Genomic DNA, 16,582 nt, shown 5'->3' on the forward strand with positions numbered 1-16,582 from the left:
GCGGCAATTCTATCTGCCACGGCAGGTGCCGGGGTGCAGGATGGGGAATCGGGAATCGGGAATCGAGAATCGGGAATCGGTTTGAGTCGTTGCGCTGTGTGATGCCACTCTGCAGAGCGGCGGATCTGCGGCTTGCTTGCAGGGCCCTTGCCCGCCCACCATCGCGGGACACGCCGCAAGTACGTCCCTGTAGGCTCTGGCGCGGCGTCCATGCCGCTCAAGATCCCGCGACGATGGGCGGGCAAGGACCAGTGGAGATGGTCGGTGTGCAGGGTTTTCAGCAAGACAATCAGCACACTGTCTGGTGCGGTGTCCTTGCCCTCGACGTTGCGAGCTTGCTTGCAGGGCCCTTGCCTGCCCACCATCGCGGGACACGCCGCAAGTACATCCGTGTAGGCTCTGGCGCGGCATCCATGCCGCTCAAGGTCCCGCGACGGTGGGCGGGCAAGGACCAGTGGAGATGGTCGGTGTGCATGATGTTCAACAACGCAACCGACTCACGCTCTGGCGCGGCGAGGGAACGCGGCTCGGGACTATCCAGATGACGCTGACAGCGGCTGACAACGTGTTGGCGCGGCCAGCGTTTTGTAAACCGCTTTTGGTCCATTGGCCTCAAGCATCGCAACGAAACGTGGCGAGCAATCAGCGACCGATCACCAGCTCCACCGGCGCGGCAGTGGGCAGTTCCACCATCACCGGCACGCTTTCGACATCGCCGGCCTGGCGCATCGCGTTGCCGCTGCGCGACAGCCGTGCCAGCACCTGCACGGTGTCCAGCGACGACAGCGTGCGCGTCGGCATTGGGCTGTCGCCGTCGTCCAGGGTGATGGTCAACGGCAGCTCGCGCAGCGCGTGTTTTTCCACCGCTACCGGCATCGGCGTGTCGGCGGCGCGCGCAATCACGAACACGCTGGTGTCGCCAGGCAACCCGGCGCGTTTTGCGAATGCGGCATCCAGCGTCACGCGCACCTGGATGCGTTTGCCGCTGGCTGCATCGATGGCAGTTGCAGCCGGTGCCTGGATCGGCGCCAGCCTGGCTTCCTGGCGCGCGGCATTGATCTGTTCGAGCAGGCCGGGGCGGGTCGCGGCATCGACCACACGCAGCAACGGCTCCCAGGTCTCGCTGGCCCTGGCCGGCTGGCCGGCCTGTCGTTGCACCACACCCAGGAACCAGCGTGCACGTTGATGGTCCGGTTGCACGCTGAGCGCGTGTTCCAGCAGACGCATGGCCTGCGGATCCGGGCGCCCGCTGTCGTCGGCGAGCATGCGCGACTGCGCGGCAGCCACCAGTACGTCCGGCTCGTCCGGACGCAGTGCGACCGCGCGCGCAAACGCATCGCGCGCTTCGGCAAATTTCTGTTGGCTGGACAGCGAGCGCCCCAGCAACACCCAGCCTTCGGCCCGGTCGGGATTGCGCGCCAGTGCCGCGCGCAGCTGCACGATGGCTTCATCCAGCGAGCGTGGCGTGGCCGGTCGCTCGGCGGGCGCCCGGATCGCGCCCGGCGTGCCGACCTGCCAATACAGCGCCGCGCTCGCCGCCAGCAGCAACACCGCGATGCCGGCAGTCAGCCCGCGTGCATCGCGCCACAGCGGCCGCAGCGCCACGCCGAAGACGACCAGGGCCAGCACCACCACCGCAATGACGAAGCCGACCATCACCACTCCTGCTCATCGGCGGGCAAGGCGGGCGCAGCCACGCTGCGTCGGCGCACCACCAACGCGACGGCGCCACCGCCGATCAACAGCGCCAGCAGCGGACCGAACCACAACAGCCAGGTCCGCGATTCCACACGCGGGCGGTACAGCACGAACTCGCCATAGCGCGCCACCAGGAACTGGCGGATCTGCGCATCGCTGCGCCCTTCGTGCATCAATGCCAGCACTTCGCGGCGCAGGTCCTGGGCGATCTGCGCATTGGAATCGGCCAGTGACTGGTTCTGGCACTGCACGCAGCGCAGCTCGGCGGTCAACGCATGGAAGCGCGCCTCTTCGTCGGCCGAGGCATAGCGCAGCGGCGCCGGGTCACCGGCCGGCTGGGCCAGGGCCAGCCAGGGCAACAGCAGCAGCGTCAGCAGCCAGGCACGCATCATTGCTTGGCGTGCAGGTCCGGTGCGGCACGGGGCGAGCGCTCGATCTTGCGCAGCACCGGAATCAGCTGGGTGTCGATGACGGACTGGGTGAGCATGCCGCTGTACTTCCAGCGCACCACGCCGCGCCCGTCGACCAGAAAGGTCTCCGGCGCCGCGGCGATGCCGAAGTCGATTGCGGTGCGGCCATCCTTGTCGGCCACCACCAGCAGGTACGGGTTGCCCAGTTGCTCGAGCCAGCGCAGTGCATCGGTGCGCTCGTCCTTCCAGTTGTAGCCGATCACGCGCACACGCTTGGTCAGCGCAAAGCGGCTCAATACCGGATGCTCCTCGCGGCAGGCCGGGCACCAGCTGCCCCACACATTGATGATGTACGGCGCGCCGCGCAGCTCGCGCGCATGCACCACGATGCTGGGGTCGTGCAGCAGCGGCAGCGCAAACTCCGGCGCCGGCTTGCCGATCAGCGCAGAGGGCAGGGCATCGCGATCGTCCTGACCGGAGCGCACCACCGCATAGACCAACAGCGCTGCCAGCGCGAGCAGCAGCACAATGGCACCCACCAGGACCGCAGTGGGCAGGCGGGGTGAACGTGACTCAACCATCTTGGATCTCCGGAGAACGACGAAAACGCCGGTCGGCCGCGGTGACCAGGCCGCCAAGCGCCATCAGCAGCGCTCCCAGCCAGATCCAGCGGACGAACGGTTTGAGGTGGACGCGGACCGCCCAGGCCTGATTGCCCAGGGGTTCGCCAAGCGCGACATACAGGTCGCCGAACGGGCCGGGACGGATCGCCGCCTCGGTCAAGGTCTGCCCGCCGCTGGCGTAGCGGCGTTTTTCCGCATGCAGCAGGCCGACCGGCGCATCGTCCTTGAACACCTGCAGGTTGGCACGGTCGGAGACGTAATTGGGCCCGCGCAGTTCTTCGACGTTATCGAAGTGCAGCGCGTAGCGGCCGATCTGCATCTGCTGGCCGGGCGCCAGTGCGACCTCGCGCTGCAGGCTCAACGATTCCACCAGCAACGCACCGGCCAGGAACACCGCCACGCCCAGGTGCGCCAACGCCATGCCCAGCATTTCGGCGGTGAGCTTGCGGCCCTTGGCCGCGCGCCGCGTCCACAGAAAGCGCAGCGTGCCCAGCAGCACCCAGGCCGCGCCGGCCACGCCGATCGCCGCCTTCCACTGGCCCTGCGGCGCGGCGAACCAGGACAGCACGCCTGCGGCAACCGCCAGGCCCGCCCACGGCGCGAGCATCGCCAGCGGGCGCGAGGCCTGCTCGCGCTGCCAGCGGGTCAGCGGGCCGAACGGCAACAGCGCCACCAGCGGCGCCATCAGCACCACGAACAACGTACCGAAGTAGGGCGGCCCCACCGACAGCTTGCCCAGGCCCAGCGCGTCGGCAAGCAGCGGATACAGCGTGCCCAGCAACACCATCGCGCAGGCGCAGGTGAGCAGCAGGTTGTTCAACAGCAGCAAGGTTTCGCGCGAGCTGCCGGCGAATGCGCGGCGCGGATCGTCGACCAGCGACAGGCGCGGCGCACGCAACGCGTACAGCAGCAGCGAACCACCGACCACCGCCAGCAGGAACACCAGAATGAACAGGCCGCGCGACGGATCGGCCGCAAACGCATGTACGCTGGTCAACACGCCCGAACGCACCAGGAAGGTGCCCAGCAGCGACAGCGAAAAGGCGGCGATCGCCAGCAGCAAGGTCCAGCTGGCAAAGCTGCCGCGCTTTTCGGTAACTGCCTGCGAATGCAGCAACGCGGTGCCAACCAGCCACGGCATGAAACTGGCGTTTTCCACCGGGTCCCAGAACCACCAGCCGCCCCAGCCGAGCTCGTAATACGCCCACCAGCTGCCGAGTGCGATGCCGACGGTGAGCATCGCCCAGGCCACGTTGGTCCATGGCCGCGTCCAGCGCAGCCAGCGCGCATCCATGCGGCCTTCCAGCAACGCGGCGATGGCGAAGGCGAACGGCACCGCAAAGCCGACATAGCCGCAGTACAACATCGGCGGATGGATGATCAGCCCCGGGTCCTGCAACAGCGGATTCAGATCGGCGCCTTCCAGCGGCACCGGCAACACGCGCGCGAACGGGTTGGAGGTGAACAGCAGGAAGGCCAGGAAGCCGATGCTGACCAGCGCCATCACCCCGAGCACGCGCGCCACCACCTGCATGGGCAACTGCCGCGACCACAGCGCCACTGCACCGGTCCACAGCGCCAGTACCAGCGTCCACAGCAGCAACGAGCCTTCGTGCGCGCCCCACACCGCCGAATAGCGGTACATCACCGGCAGCAGGCTGTTGGAATTCTCGGCGACATAGCGCACCGAAAAATCCTGCACCAGAAAGGCATGCGTCAGCAGTGCGAAGGCCGCTGCGATCAGGCCCAGCTGCAGCAACGCGGCCGGCCGCGCGACCGCCATCCAGCTGCTGCGCCCACGCTGCGCACCAGCCAGCGGCAGCGCGGCCTGCACCAAGGCCACCAGCAACGCCAGGATCAGCAGGAACGTGCCGAGCTCAGGCAGCATCGGGTCGGCGCATCGGTAGGCATGCAGTGGTGCGAGGCTTGCGGGCGCAGGGCAGAAGCGTCATCCATGCAGCGTCCACGCGCGCCTGCCGGTGCACAGCAACGTCGTCAGCCAGGTAACCGCTGTGCGAGCCACCACCGTGCAGGAATACGAACGTCCTGACGCACGCCATCAACGCAGCGCTCCGGTCTGGTCTGCGGCCGCCGGCACGGCGTGCTTGCGGTGCGCGCTGCCCATCTTGTCGGCCACTTCCTTCGGCATGTAGGTCTCGTCGTGTTTCGCCAGCACATCTTCGGCGACGAAGACGCCGTTTTGCATGCGCCCGGTCGCCACCACCGCCTGTCCTTCGCGAAACAGGTCCGGCAGGATGCGGCCGTAGCGCACCGGCAACCGTGCATCGCCATCGGTGACGCGGAACTGCGCTTCCAGCGAACCGGATGCGCGTTGGAACGAGCCTTTTTCCACCATGCCGCCGAGCCGGAAGCGCGTGTGTTCGCCGGCGTCGCCGCGCAGCACTTCCGACGGTGTGTACAGATAGGCCACGTTGCGCTGCAGGGCCATCGCCACCAGCGTGGTCGCCAGTCCGCCGGCCAGCACCAGCGCGATCACCAGCCAGATCCGGCGGCGCCGTTGCGTGTTCACCGGATCAGCTCCGCATCGGTGGGCACCGCGCGCTTGCGCTCGCGCAGACGCCGCGCCTGCGCCATCCTCACGGCGCGGCGCACCTGCCAGCGGCCGGCGATCAGATCCCACAGCAACACCAGCACGAACACCGCGTAGGCGGCGATGACGTAGGACAGGTAGCTCATGCCGCGCCCTCCGGCGCATCGCGCACGATCCAGGCCTTGCCGGCCTCGCGGCGCAGGTTGTCGGCGCGCGCACGCGTCAGCAGCGAACCGGCGAACCAGAACTTGGTGCCGACCACCATCAGCCACAGCGGCAGCAGCATGCTGGCATCGATGCTGGACGGGCCGAGCAGGCGGATGCTCTGGCCCTGATGCAGCGAGTTCCACCACACCACCGAATAGCGGATCACCGGCAGCAGCGCCACGCCGACGATCGCCAGCAAGGCCGCCGCACGTGCGGCCTGACGGCGATCGTCGATGGCCTGATACAGGCCGATCACGCCCAGATACAGGAACAGCAGGATCAGCTCGGTGGTCAGGCGCGGGTCCCAATCCCACCAGGCGCCCCACATCGGCTTGCCCCAGATGCTGCCGGTCAACAGGGTGATCACGGTGAACGCCGCGCCGATCGGCGCGCAGGCCATCGACAGGATTTCGCAGATCTTGATGCGCCAGATCAGCGCGATCGCCGCGTACACCGCCATCAGCCCGAACACGAACAGGCTCATCCACGCGCTCGGCACATGGATATACAGAATGCGGAAGCTATCGCCCTGCTGGTAGTCGGCCGGTACCGCAAACAAGGCCTGCCAGATGCCCACGCCCAGCAACACCGCGGCCAGGGCGTAGCACCACGGCGCCCAGCGCGCAGTGAAACGGTCGAAGATCGGAGGCGAGGCGAGTTGGTGGAACCAGCGGGCAACGACGTTCATGCGATGGCAGCAGCCTTTGGAATGGCATTGGCTCTCGAAACAGCAACAACGCAGTGCGTGGAGCATCTTGTCGACAGCGCTTCGACCGCACGGCTCAACTCAACGAAATCCGGATCGCGGCAGCCGCAGCCAGCGGCGCCAGCACCACGCCGATCGCCAATCCGGCGCCCAGCAACAACAACGCACCCACCGCATCCTGTCCCTGTCCGCTGGCCGCGACACTGCCGGCTCCGAACACCAGCACCGGCACGTACAACGGCAACGCCAGCAACGCCACGAGAATACCAGAGCGTTTCATCGTCACCGTCAGTGCCGCAACCACGGCGCCAAGCAGACTCAGAAGCGGTGTGCCCAGCGCCAACGATGCCAGCAGCACCGGTAGTTGGTCATGTGGCAGGTGCAGCAATTCGCCCAGCAGCGGCGTCACCGCGATCAACGGCAGCGCGCTGGTCGCCCAGTGCAGCAGCACGCGCACCGCGATCAGCCACGCCAACGGCACCGGCGCCAGCAGCCATTGCTCCATCGAGCCGTCTTCCACATCGCTGCGGAACAGCGTATCCAGCGACAACAGGCCGGCCAGCAGCACCGACAGCCACAGCACCGCCGGTGCGGCCTGCGCCAGCAGGTCCGGGCGACCGCCCAGGCCCAGCGCGAACAGCACCACCATCAGCAAGGCGAACAGCGCCGGCTGCAAGGCATCGCTGCGACGGCGCCACAGCAGCTGCAGGTCGCGGCTGAGCAGCGCGCGCGCGGCCTGCCACAGCGAGGGTTGTGGCGAATGCAGGCTCATGCCGCCGCCTCCAGCGTGAGCATGCGCGTGCGCACCGGCGGCGCCGCGTAGGCGCCGTGGGTGGTGACCAGCGCCGCGCCACCGCCGCGCAGGTGCGCGGAGATCATCCGGTTGACCAGGGTGATGCCGTCCAGGTCCAGGTTGGCATAGGGCTCGTCCAGCAGCCACAGCGGGGCCGGCGACAACCACAGCCGTGCCAGCGCCAGACGTTTGCGTTGGCCGGCCGACAGCTGCCGCACCAATGCATCCTCGTAGCCGGCCAGGCCGACGATGGCCAGCGCGCTGCCGGGCATCTGCTTGGCGCGGCGGCCATGCAAGCCGCACAGGAAGTGCAGGTTCTGCAGCGTGCTGAGATCGGCCTTCAGCCCCGGCAGATGGCCCAGATAGGCCATGAAGCGGCTGCGGTCGCCACGCCGCGCGGTCTTGCCGTCGATCTGGATCTGCCCGCGCTCCACCTGCAGCAGCCCGGCCAGCACCCGCAGCAGCGTGGTCTTGCCGGCGCCGTTGTCGCCTTGCACCAGTAGCGCCTCGCCGGCGTCGACATGGAAATCCAGCGGGCCGAACACCGGCTCCTCGTTGCGGCTGAAAGCCAGCGCGCGCGCCGCCAGCAGCGGCGGCGCAGTGTGCAGCGGTTCGATCATCGGCGCAGCGGGCTCCCGTCGCAGGACGGCATGGGTGGTGGCGAGGCAGGGCGCGCATTGTAGCGACGATGGCGCGCTGCCGGGGGCGCGTTCGGCGGCATGATGTGTCCGGGAACGCTGTTTTGCACCGGTCGGGCGCAACCGCCTGGCGGCTTTGCGTACACTCGCGTTCCCCCGTTTGTTGCCCGGACAGGCCCGATGCCCCTCACGACCAAGCTGCCCAAGGTGGGCACCACCATCTTCACCGTCATGTCGCAACTGGCGGCCGAACACGGCGCGGTGAATCTGGGCCAGGGTTTTCCCGATTTCGCGGTGCCGTCGCGGCTGGTCGAAGAGCTCGAGCGCGCCATGCGCGCCGGCCACAACCAGTACCCGCCGATGACCGGCGTTGCGGCGTTGCGCCAGGCCATCGCCGGCAAGGCGCAGCGCTGCTACGGCGCGCAGGTCGATGCCGACAGCGAGATCACCGTCACCAGTGGTGCCACCGAGGCGATCTTCAACGCCATCCACGCAGTGGTGCGCGCAGGCGAGGAGGTGATCGTGCTGGATCCGGCCTACGACTGCTACGAGCCGGCGATCGACCTGGCCGGGGCACGCGCGGTGCACGTGGCGCTGGACCCGCAGACCTTCGCCATCGATTGGCCGGCGCTGCGCGCGGCGATCACGCCGAAGACGCGCCTGCTGATGATCAACTCGCCGCACAATCCGTCCGGCGCGATGCTGTCTGCCGATGACATGCAGCGTTTGACCGAGTTGCTGCGCGGCAGCGACATCTTCCTGCTCTCGGACGAGGTGTACGAGCACATCGTGTTCGACGGCCGTCGTCACGAATCGGTGTTGCGCTGGCCGGAACTGCGCGAGCGCGCGTTCGTGATCTCCAGCTTCGGCAAGACCTATCACTGCACCGGCTGGAAGATCGGCTACGCCATCGCGCCGCCGGCACTGAGTGCCGAGTTCCGCAAGGTGCACCAATACAACACCTTCACCAGCTTCGGCCCGGCCCAGCATGCGTTTGCTGCGATGATCCGCGACGAACCCGAACACGACGAACAACTCGGCGCGTTCTATCAGGCCAAGCGCGACCGTTTTCGCGAGCAGTTGCTGACCACGCGCCTGACGCCATTGCCGGTGCCCGGCGGCTATTTCCAGCTGGTCGACTATTCGGCGATCAGCGACCTGCCCGACACCGAGTTCGTGAAGTGGCTGACGGTGGAAAAGGGCGTGGCCGCGATTCCGCTGTCGCCGTTCTACCAGACCGCGCCGCAAGGGCAACGACTGGCGCGGCTGTGCTTTGCCAAGAACGATGCGACGCTGGATGCGGCGATCGCGCGGTTGCAGCAGCTCTGAAGTGCTGGGAATGGGGAATCGGGATTGGGGAATCGTAAGAGCGTTACTGGACTCCTTCTCAATTTCTGCCGGCCCGGGACAGGGAATCGTGAGCGCGCCGCTGGTGTTCTTCCTGCCCTCCGACTTCGTCACCCCACATAGCGCACAGACACCACCACACCCGCTCTACCCATTCCCGATTCCCCATTCCCCATTCCCGAGCCTTCAATGCACGATCTTCGCGTTTCCCTGATCCAAGGCGACACCCGCTGGCATGACCCGGCCGGCAATCGCGAGTACTACGGTGCGTTGCTGGAACCGTTGGCCGGGCTGACCGATCTGGTGATCCTGCCGGAGACCTTTACCAGCGGGTTCTCCAACGACGCCATCGACAAGGCCGAAGACATGGACGGGCCGACCGTGGCCTGGGTGCGTGCGCAGGCCGCACGGCTGGGGGCGGCGATCACCGGCAGCGTGCAGCTGCGCACCGGGCAGGGCGTGTTCAACCGGCTGCTGTGGGCCACGCCGGACGGGGTGCTGCAGTATTACGACAAGCGCCATCTGTTCCGCTTCGGCAACGAGCATCTGCGCTACGCGGCCGGGCGCGATCGCCTGACGGTGGAGTGGAAGGGCTGGCGGATCAATCCGCAGGTCTGCTACGACCTGCGCTTTCCGGTGTTCTGCCGCAATCGTTTCGATGTCGAGCGGCCGGGCCAGCTGGATTTCGATCTGCAACTGTTCGTCGCCAACTGGCCGTCTGCGCGCGCTTATGCATGGAAGACGCTGCTGCGCGCACGCGCGATCGAAAACCTGTGTTTTGTGGCGGCGGTCAACCGCGTCGGCGTCGATGGCAATCAGCTGCACTACGCCGGCGACAGCGCCGTGATCGATTTCCTCGGCCAGCCGCAGGTGGAAATCCGCGAGCAGCCGCAGGTGGTCACCACCACCCTCAGCGCCGCCGCCCTGGCCGACCACCGCGCACGCTTCCCGGCGATGCTGGACGCAGATGCCTTCGTGATTGGGGATTAGGGATTAGGGATTAGGGATTGGTGCAAAGCAGGCAAGCCACAGCTCTTTGCTTGCCCGCTGTTGCGAATCCCCAATCCCGAATCCCCAATCCCGGCTACTCACCCAACTTGATCTCGTAGATCTTGGGCCACCGCTTGCCGGTGACGAACAGGCGATCGTGCTCGGCGTCGTAGGCGATGCCGTTGAGCACATCGTTGCCGGGGTCGGTCAGCGTGTCGGCGTCCGGCACCAGCGCCTTCAGGTCGATCCAGGCGACCACCTTGCCGCTGGCTGGGTCGATGCGCGCGATGCGGGTGGTCAACCAGACGTTCGCCAACAGCTCGCCGTTGACCCATTCCAGCTCGTTGAGATTGTCCAGCGCTTTGCCGCCGGCAGTGACCTTGATGCTGCCGACCTGCTGCAGCGTCTGCGGATCCAGCCGTCGAATGTGGGCGGTGCCATCGCTCATGTACAGGCTGGTGTCGTCGCGGGTCAGCGCCCAGCCCTCGCCGGAATAGCTGAACTGCGTGTGCGGCGTCAGCGTCGCCAGGTCGTAGACAAATCCGCGCTGATTGCGCCAGGTCAGCTGGATCAGGCGGTCGTGCCAGGCCACGATGCCCTCGCCGAAAAACGGCGTCGGTGTCGTGGCCTGCTGCAGGACGCGGCCGGTCTCCAGCTCGACTTGGCGCACGCCGGACCGGCCCAGTTCACCGGTGCTCTCGTACAGGTACCCGTCGAGATAGAACAGGCCTTCGGTGAAGGCGGCGGTGTCGTGCGGATAGGTGCGCACGACGGTATAGCTCTGGGTCGGGATCGTCTCGCTGCAATGGGCGAGCGCGGGCAGCAACAGGGCGGCGAAGAGCAGGCTGTAAGCGGTGCGTGGCATACCGCAATCATCCCATGCCGCCGTCGCAGACTGTTGCGGCGTAGGCAGCTGGCCGGCGACATAATGGCTCGCTGAACGGTCGCCTGCGCGGTGCCGGCATGTTGTCGCGGCTGCCACATCGGCGCTGCTAGGCTCGGCGCCACGTTCACCAACCGGAATGCCCGCATGATCAAGTCCCTTTCCCTTCTCGCGCTGCTGGGCGCCGCGACGCTTGCACCGCAAGCGCAGGCCGCCGGCAATATCGACTGCCAACTGTCGTTCAACCTGTCGGGCTGGTCGGTGTTCTACAAGACCGCCAGCGGCACCGGCACCATCAAGTGCGACAACGGCGCGGTGATCCCGGTCAAGATTTCCAGCAAGGGCGGCGGGCTGACCGTCGGCAAGTCCAAGATCGTCGGTGGCCGCGGTACCTTCTCCGGCGCCTACAGCCTCAATGATCTGTTCGGCACCTACGCGGCGGCCGAGGCGCATGCCGGCGTGGTCAAGTCCAGCACGGCGCAGGTGGTCACCAAGGGCGACATTTCGCTGGCCCTGGCCGGCACCGGCGAGGGCGTCGATCTGGGCGTTGCCGTGGGCAACTTCGTCATCGAGCGTCGCAAGTAAGAGGCTGCGCAGTGCCGCGCAGGCGTCGCCAATGGTCGACGCCCGCCTGCGCGCGCAGCGCCTGGGCAGTGCGACTGCGCGCTGGTGTTCTACGACCTGCCTGTCGCTGCTGCCGCAAGTAATTGGCTGTCACAAGCACCTGCGATATCGAGCGCGAACGGAAACACCAATAAAAAAACGGCCCTCTACGGGGCCGTTTTTTTTAGTGCGCGTGCTGCAGTTCAGCGCCCGCGATTACCGCCGCCCGGCGGGCGCCGATTGCCGCCGCCCGGCGGACGACCACCCGGTCCACGCGGCGCGCCGCCCGGACCGCCGGGGCCGCGATTGCCGCCCGGACCACGGTTGCCACCGGGGCCGCCTGCACGTGCGCCGGTCGGGCGACCGGCCGCCGGACGTGCCGCGCCATACGGGCTGAAGCCCGGGTTGGCGTGATCGGATGGGAAGCTCGGTGCATTGCCCGGATGACCGTACGGGTGCTTGCGCTGCCCCTGGCCTTGGCCCTGCGACGGGCCCTGTCCGCCACCGGCGCCGCCACGCCCCGGGCCGCCTGCGCCGGGACGTGCATTGCCCGCGCCGCCACCTGGGCGCGCGCCGCCCGGACCCTTCTTCGCATACGGGCGCGCCTGGCCGGTGCCGGGACCGCCGGGGCCGGCATTGCGGTGACCGCTCGGGCCGGTGCCCACGCCATCGGGCACGTACCAGCTACGGAACGCGGCCGGGTTGCCGTCCGGCAGGCCACGGTCGCCCTTGGCGGGGGCGCGTTGCTTGAAGGGGCGCTGCTGCGACTGCTTGGCCGCCGCTTCGCCGCTGACAGTGAGGCCGCCGCGGAAACCGCCCGGCTTGCCACGGCCACGGCCGCCGCGATCTTCGCGCAGGTTGTCGAAGCGGCGCAGTTCGCGGCCTTCGTCGGCGCCGGAGGTCTGGCCGTTGACGTAGGCATTGCTGCGGCCATCGCGCGAGACGTGCACGGTGGACTTGGCGGCGCGGCGCTGGCCGATCACCGGCTGCAGCGTCAGCGCCGACGGCGCGCCTTCTTCCAGCTTGAGCTCGGCGCGCAAGCTGTCGACCTTGTCCTGCGCCACTTCGATCGACTGCCCGCGCAGCAGCTCGCGCGGCAGCGAGATCTTGCCGTAGCGGCTGCGCTTGAGCCGACTGACCTGGCAGCCCTGCGACTCCCACAGGCGCCGCACTTCGCGGTTGCGGCCTTCCTTGACCACCACGCGGAACCAGTCGTGCGAGTCGGTGCCGCCGATGCGTTCGATCTCGTCGAACTTGGCGCCGCCGTCCTCCAGCAGCACGCCGCGCGACAGACGTTCGATGATGGCGTCGGAGACCTTGTCTTCGCCTTCCGGTGCGCGTACGCGCACCACGTATTCGCGCTCGACCTCGTAGGAGGGATGCATCATCGCGTTGGCCAGCTCACCGTCGGTGGTCAGCAGCAGCAGGCCGGTGGTGTTGATGTCCAGGCGGCCGATGGCGATCCAGCGCGAGCCTTTCAATGCCGGCAGCGACTCGAATACGGTCGGGCGGCCTTCGGGGTCTTCGCGCGTGGTCACTTCGCCTTCGGGCTTGTTGTAGATCAGCACGCGCGCCGGTTCGGTCAGCGCGCTGGCCACGAAACTGCGGCCATCCAGCTCGATCTTGTCGCCGCTGCGCACCGACATGCCGGTCTGCGCGACGGCGCCATTGACCTTGATCAGGCCATCGGCAATACGCTGTTCGAGCGCGCGGCGCGACCCCAGGCCGGCCTGGGCCAGCACCTTGTGCAGGCGCTCTTCCAGCTTGGGCGCTTCGGGCGCGCTGTCGCGCTTGAGGGAAAGCTTGTTCAACGACAGCTTGCGGGGGGTGTCACTCATGTGTCTGGCTCCGGCCGACGCGTTCTGGGTCGGCCTCTGGGTCGGAATCGGCTTCGTCAACAGCCACGGTCGTCGTCGCGACGGCGTTGTCTTCGTCTTCGTTCACTGCATCCGCGCGCGTTCCCGGCGCGGTGTCGGGGTCGCCCTCACGGGCGTCATCTGGGTCCAACGGGTTCAGGTCCTGCGCCGAGGCATGCTCGGGGTGTTGCGGTGTTTGGTTACTTGATTCATCGGCGCTGGCGTGGTCATCGACCGCGTCGGCGTGGTGTTCGTTTTCAGCGTCGAATGCAGTGTCCGTGCCGGCAGTCTGGTCGCTGTTGTCGACATCGTCGGTATCGACATCGGCATCAACATCAACATCAACAGCCATCTCGGCATCGGGATCGGCATCGACGTGCGTTGCGTCATCGCTGTCGCCGCTTGCGTCGGTGGTGCTGCCCGATGCCGGCAGCACGTCCTGCGCATCGCGGTGTTCCGGCGCAGCGTCGCTCGGGTCGGCATCCACGTCAGCGCCAACATCCGCCGCCGCGTCAGTCGTTGCATCGGCGCCGCCTGCATTCGCCGCATCCGCGTCCGCATCCATCGCCGCCGACGCCGGCACCGCGCCATCCAGTTGGCCGTCGCGGTCCAGCGGCAGCTGCGGTTCCAGCTCGGCGATGTCCTTCAACTCAGACAATGGCGGCAGCTCGTCCAATCGCTTGAGCCCGAAGTAATCCAGAAAGCCCTTGGTGGTGCCGAACAGGGCCGGCTTGCCGGGCACGTCGCGGTGGCCGACCACGCGGATCCACTCGCGTTCTTCCAGCGCCTGGATGATGTTGCTGCTGACCGCCACGCCGCGCACCTGCTCGATCTCGCCGCGGGTGATCGGCTGGCGGTAGGCGATCAGCGCCAGGGTTTCCAGCGTGGCGCGGGTGTACTTGGTGCGGCGCTCGGTCCACAGCCGGGCGACCCAGCCATGCACGTCGGCCTTGACCTGGAAGCGGAAGCCCGAGGCTACCTCGACCAGCTCCACGCCGCGTTCGGCGCAGCCGTCGCGCAGCAGTTCCAGCGCGCGCTCGACGCTGCCGGGCGGCGCCGGTTCTTCTTCGGGAAACACGCCCTGCAGCTGCGCCAGCGTCAGCGGCTGGCTGCTTGCCAGCAGGGCAGCTTCGATAATGCGGGTGATCAACGCTTGATCCATTCGATGATCGGCTTCAGATAGGTTCGTTGGCGGCATCGCTGTCGTCGAATTCGCTGGAGAATTGCAGCGGCGCATTGGTATTGCCCAGCGCCAGCGACTTCACGTAGATCGGCGCCAGCGGCGCCTCCTGCACGATGTCCAGCAATTGCTCCTTGGCCAGTTCGAGCAGCGCCAGGAAGGTGACCAGCACGCCGAGCTTGCCTTCTTCGGCGGTGAACAGTGATTCGAAGCGATAGAACCTGCCATCGTCCAGACGGCTCAGCACATCGCCCATGCGCTGGCGCACACTCAGCGCCTCGCGCTTGATCGCATGGCCGGTGAACAGTTCGGCGCGTTTGAGCACGTCGTACAGCGCCATCAGCATTTCTTTCAGTTCCACCGGCGGCGGCAGCTTGACCGCGGCGCGCTCGGGCAGATGCGCCTGCACCGGCGCGCTGTCGCGGCCCATGCGCGGCAGGGTATCCAGATCCTCGGCCGCCTGCTTGAAGCGTTCGTATTCCTGCAGCCGGCGCACCAACTCGGCGCGTGGATCGTTTTCTTCGCCTTCCTGGCTGGGCGGGCGCGGCAACAGCATGCGCGACTTGATTTCGGCCAGGATCGCGGCCATCACCAGATATTCGGCCGCCAGTTCGAAGCGCAGCTCCTGCATCACGTTGATGTAATCCACGTACTGCCGGGTGATCTCGGCAACGGGGATATCCAGGATGTCCAGATTCTGGCGGCGGATCAGATACAGCAGCAGGTCCAGCGGACCTTCGAAGGCATCCAGGATGACTTCCAGCGCGTCCGGCGGGATATACAGATCCTGCGGGATCTGCAGCACCGGTTGCCCATGCACCACCGCCAGCGGCATTTCCTGCTGCTGTGGCGGCGCGCTCGTGGCTGGCGGATTCGCGTCGTGCGCGAGTTCGGAATTCATCAGGTCGACATCGGGTGTTACGGTCGCCGGCCGCGGTCGGAGCCGCGCCTGCAGGGCTTTGCCTTGAGTTATTGCGATCAATGTCGTGCCCGTGCCGGCACGATCCTACAAATCCACATACAACGTGCGCCGCGTGGCATGCGGCGACGGAACAGCGAGGAGGTCGTCTACGCGGGTCGGCGGTGGGCAGCGAATCGGTCGTCGAGGAGGCGTGGGGCCTGGGCCGACGGGCCGCTGCGTCCGATTGCGGGTGCAGTGGTGGCAAGGGTAATGCGTGCGCGGGGGCGGTGTCCAGCGCTGAGGCGGCTAGAATCCCGGGGCTGTTCTTCACGTCTTGGGCGAGGTGGCCTATGTGGTACGTAATCGAAGGGTATGACCGGGCCGACGCACTGGCGGCGCGGCAGCAGGCGCGACCGGCGCATCTGGCCCGTTTGCAGGCGCTGGCGGCGGCAGGGCGTCTGCTGGTGGCCGGCCCGTGCCCGGCGATCGATGCCGACGATCCCGGCCCGGCCGGCTTCAGCGGCAGCGTGGTCATCGCCGAATTCGACGCGCTGGACGCCGCCCGCGCCTGGGCCGATGCCGACCCGTACGTCGAGGCGGGCGTGTACGTGCGCACCGAGGTCCGCCCGTTTCGCCAGGTGTTGCCATGAGCCGGGTCGAGCGGATCCGCGCCGCGCTGCAGGCGGCGCTGGTTCCGACCGAGCTGGAAGTGGTGGACGACAGCCATCGCCACGCCGGGCATGCCGGCGCGCGCGACGGGCGTGGGCATTTCAATGTGCGCGTGGTCAGCGCCGCCTTCGCCGGCAAGCCGCCGCTGGCGCGGCACCGCGCGGTCTATGCCGCGGTCGGCGAGATGATGCAGACCGATATCCACGCGCTGTCGATCGAGGCGATCGCGCCCGGCGAGGCCGGGTAACCAGGCAATCAAGCCGCCGTCGTAGGAGCGCACCCGGGCGCGACGGGGGCTATCGGTAAGGCCTGTCGCGCCTGGGTGCGCTCCTACGGGCGGCGACCGTTCGATACGCAGCGGACCAAACCGCCTCCAACCGTGATCGCCGTCGGCCTTCGTCCGTGGACTCATGGGCGGCATTTGTTGCGACGCAACACATTGCTTCACGCATTCATCACTTGCAGATACTTGATCTGTAAGCGTTTTCACGAGCGTGAAGACAGGGGTTTACGCCCTTGTATGAAAA

General features: G+C 67.4%; 18 protein-coding genes. 5 read left to right on the forward strand and 13 right to left on the reverse strand.

Annotated features, from left to right (window positions below):
* Window positions 1-642 precede the first annotated feature (642 nt).
* From XarjCFBP7645_RS08545 to ccmA, 9 genes are all read right to left on the reverse strand, one after another.
* Window positions 643-1,656: a tetratricopeptide repeat protein gene (locus XarjCFBP7645_RS08545; protein WP_181126260.1), complete on the reverse strand. Its 1,014-nt coding sequence runs from the start codon at window positions 1,654-1,656 to the stop codon at window positions 643-645.
* Complete coding sequence (locus XarjCFBP7645_RS08550; protein WP_164739247.1) at window positions 1,656-2,090, reverse strand: cytochrome c-type biogenesis protein; 435 nt, start codon at window positions 2,088-2,090, stop codon at window positions 1,656-1,658. Before XarjCFBP7645_RS08550 ends, XarjCFBP7645_RS08545 begins: the two co-directional genes overlap by 1 nt.
* Window positions 2,087-2,689, reverse strand: coding sequence for a DsbE family thiol:disulfide interchange protein (locus tag XarjCFBP7645_RS08555; RefSeq protein ID WP_104537148.1), 603 nt, complete (start codon window positions 2,687-2,689; stop codon window positions 2,087-2,089). The genes XarjCFBP7645_RS08550 and XarjCFBP7645_RS08555 overlap by 4 nt, the downstream gene beginning before the upstream one ends.
* A complete protein-coding gene (locus XarjCFBP7645_RS08560; protein ID WP_104537149.1) occupies window positions 2,682-4,619 on the reverse strand; it encodes a heme lyase CcmF/NrfE family subunit in 1,938 nt (645 codons plus the stop codon). The genes XarjCFBP7645_RS08555 and XarjCFBP7645_RS08560 overlap by 8 nt, the downstream gene beginning before the upstream one ends.
* Window positions 4,620-4,790: 171 nt before the next feature.
* Window positions 4,791-5,261, reverse strand: a complete 471-nt coding sequence (gene ccmE, locus XarjCFBP7645_RS08565; RefSeq protein ID WP_104537150.1) for a cytochrome c maturation protein CcmE — start codon at window positions 5,259-5,261, stop codon at window positions 4,791-4,793.
* The gene (locus XarjCFBP7645_RS08570; protein WP_016904033.1) at window positions 5,258-5,428 is read right to left on the reverse strand and encodes a heme exporter protein CcmD; all 171 of its coding nucleotides are present in this window, start codon (window positions 5,426-5,428) and stop codon (window positions 5,258-5,260) included. Before XarjCFBP7645_RS08570 ends, ccmE begins: the two co-directional genes overlap by 4 nt.
* On the reverse strand, window positions 5,425-6,177 hold the full coding sequence (gene ccmC, locus XarjCFBP7645_RS08575) for a heme ABC transporter permease CcmC (RefSeq protein WP_104537151.1): 753 nt from the start codon (window positions 6,175-6,177) through the stop codon (window positions 5,425-5,427). Before ccmC ends, XarjCFBP7645_RS08570 begins: the two co-directional genes overlap by 4 nt.
* 94 nt (window positions 6,178-6,271) lie before the next feature.
* A complete protein-coding gene (gene ccmB, locus XarjCFBP7645_RS08580; protein ID WP_104537152.1) occupies window positions 6,272-6,967 on the reverse strand; it encodes a heme exporter protein CcmB in 696 nt (231 codons plus the stop codon).
* Window positions 6,964-7,608, reverse strand: a complete 645-nt coding sequence (gene ccmA / locus XarjCFBP7645_RS08585) for a heme ABC exporter ATP-binding protein CcmA (protein ID WP_104537153.1) — start codon at window positions 7,606-7,608, stop codon at window positions 6,964-6,966. The genes ccmB and ccmA overlap by 4 nt, the downstream gene beginning before the upstream one ends.
* Before the next feature lie 198 nt (window positions 7,609-7,806).
* On the opposite strand from ccmA, the gene XarjCFBP7645_RS08590 reads away from it, so the two are divergent.
* A complete protein-coding gene (locus tag XarjCFBP7645_RS08590; RefSeq protein WP_104537154.1) occupies window positions 7,807-8,955 on the forward strand; it encodes a pyridoxal phosphate-dependent aminotransferase in 1,149 nt (382 codons plus the stop codon).
* Between the two features lie 207 nt (window positions 8,956-9,162).
* The gene (locus tag XarjCFBP7645_RS08595) at window positions 9,163-9,963 is read left to right on the forward strand and encodes an amidohydrolase (RefSeq protein WP_104537155.1); all 801 of its coding nucleotides are present in this window, start codon (window positions 9,163-9,165) and stop codon (window positions 9,961-9,963) included.
* Window positions 9,964-10,057: 94 nt separating this feature from the next.
* On the opposite strand, the gene XarjCFBP7645_RS08600 is transcribed toward XarjCFBP7645_RS08595, so the two are convergent.
* Complete coding sequence (locus XarjCFBP7645_RS08600; RefSeq protein WP_104537156.1) at window positions 10,058-10,828, reverse strand: glutaminyl-peptide cyclotransferase; 771 nt, start codon at window positions 10,826-10,828, stop codon at window positions 10,058-10,060.
* A 165-nt stretch (window positions 10,829-10,993) separates the two neighbouring features.
* Between XarjCFBP7645_RS08600 and XarjCFBP7645_RS08605 the strand changes: the two genes are divergently transcribed.
* Window positions 10,994-11,431, forward strand: coding sequence for a hypothetical protein (locus XarjCFBP7645_RS08605; RefSeq protein WP_010372925.1), 438 nt, complete (start codon window positions 10,994-10,996; stop codon window positions 11,429-11,431).
* A gap of 221 nt (window positions 11,432-11,652) precedes the next feature.
* Here XarjCFBP7645_RS08605 and XarjCFBP7645_RS08610 read toward each other — a convergent pair whose 3' ends face one another.
* From XarjCFBP7645_RS08610 to XarjCFBP7645_RS08620, 3 genes are read right to left on the reverse strand one after another with little or no spacing between them, the layout of a single operon-like run.
* The gene (locus tag XarjCFBP7645_RS08610; protein ID WP_104537157.1) at window positions 11,653-13,287 is read right to left on the reverse strand and encodes a pseudouridine synthase; all 1,635 of its coding nucleotides are present in this window, start codon (window positions 13,285-13,287) and stop codon (window positions 11,653-11,655) included.
* Entirely contained in the window at window positions 13,280-14,542 is a 1,263-nt protein-coding gene (scpB, locus tag XarjCFBP7645_RS08615) for an SMC-Scp complex subunit ScpB (RefSeq protein ID WP_104537158.1), read from the reverse strand. The genes XarjCFBP7645_RS08610 and scpB overlap by 8 nt, the downstream gene beginning before the upstream one ends.
* On the reverse strand, window positions 14,481-15,386 hold the full coding sequence (locus XarjCFBP7645_RS08620) for a segregation and condensation protein A (protein ID WP_104533522.1): 906 nt from the start codon (window positions 15,384-15,386) through the stop codon (window positions 14,481-14,483). The genes scpB and XarjCFBP7645_RS08620 overlap by 62 nt, the downstream gene beginning before the upstream one ends.
* Before the next feature lie 350 nt (window positions 15,387-15,736).
* On the opposite strand from XarjCFBP7645_RS08620, the gene XarjCFBP7645_RS08625 reads away from it, so the two are divergent.
* Both XarjCFBP7645_RS08625 and XarjCFBP7645_RS08630 read left to right on the forward strand, forming a co-directional pair.
* A complete protein-coding gene (locus tag XarjCFBP7645_RS08625) occupies window positions 15,737-16,036 on the forward strand; it encodes a YciI family protein (RefSeq protein ID WP_104537159.1) in 300 nt (99 codons plus the stop codon).
* Complete coding sequence (locus tag XarjCFBP7645_RS08630; protein ID WP_104537160.1) at window positions 16,033-16,302, forward strand: BolA family protein; 270 nt, start codon at window positions 16,033-16,035, stop codon at window positions 16,300-16,302. Before XarjCFBP7645_RS08625 ends, XarjCFBP7645_RS08630 begins: the two co-directional genes overlap by 4 nt.
* The last annotated feature ends 280 nt before the right edge of the window (window positions 16,303-16,582 follow it).

Origin of the sequence: Xanthomonas arboricola (assembly GCF_002940665.1) — a bacterium.
Lineage (GTDB): Bacteria > Pseudomonadota > Gammaproteobacteria > Xanthomonadales > Xanthomonadaceae > Xanthomonas > Xanthomonas arboricola_B.